This window comes from Novosphingobium huizhouense, assembly GCF_020179475.1.
Classification (GTDB): Bacteria; Pseudomonadota; Alphaproteobacteria; order Sphingomonadales; family Sphingomonadaceae; genus Novosphingobium; species Novosphingobium huizhouense.
Genome location: NZ_JAILXZ010000055.1, coordinates 1 through 273, shown reverse-complemented (window position 1 = coordinate 273; position 273 = coordinate 1). Strand labels below are relative to the sequence as shown.

Sequence of the window (273 nt, the reverse complement as noted above, 5' to 3'; positions counted from 1 at the left end):
CAAGGCCGAGCTCGGCATAAGGCGTGCCCTTTTCACGCAGCAGTTCGCGCGGCGTGATCCCGGCCCGTGCGATCAGGCTCGCCAGCAGCGCGCGGCTGGGCGGGGTCTTGAGGTATTCGACCACGTGAGGTTCGATCCCGGCATTACGGATCATCGCGATGGTGTTGCGCGAGGTGCCGCAGGCCGGGTTGTGGTAGACGACGATGTCGATCGGGGCGGTGTTGGTCGCGGTGTTGATGACGGTGTTGGTCGCGCGGGCGGCTTCAGGCATCG

The 273-nt window shown here is 66.3% G+C and carries 1 pseudogene; it reads right to left on the bottom strand.

Features of this window, described 5'->3' with window-relative positions:
* Window positions 1–271, bottom strand: a pseudogene (locus tag K3A85_RS18215) (hypothetical protein); the annotation flags it as partial.
* Window positions 272–273 lie beyond the last annotated feature (2 nt).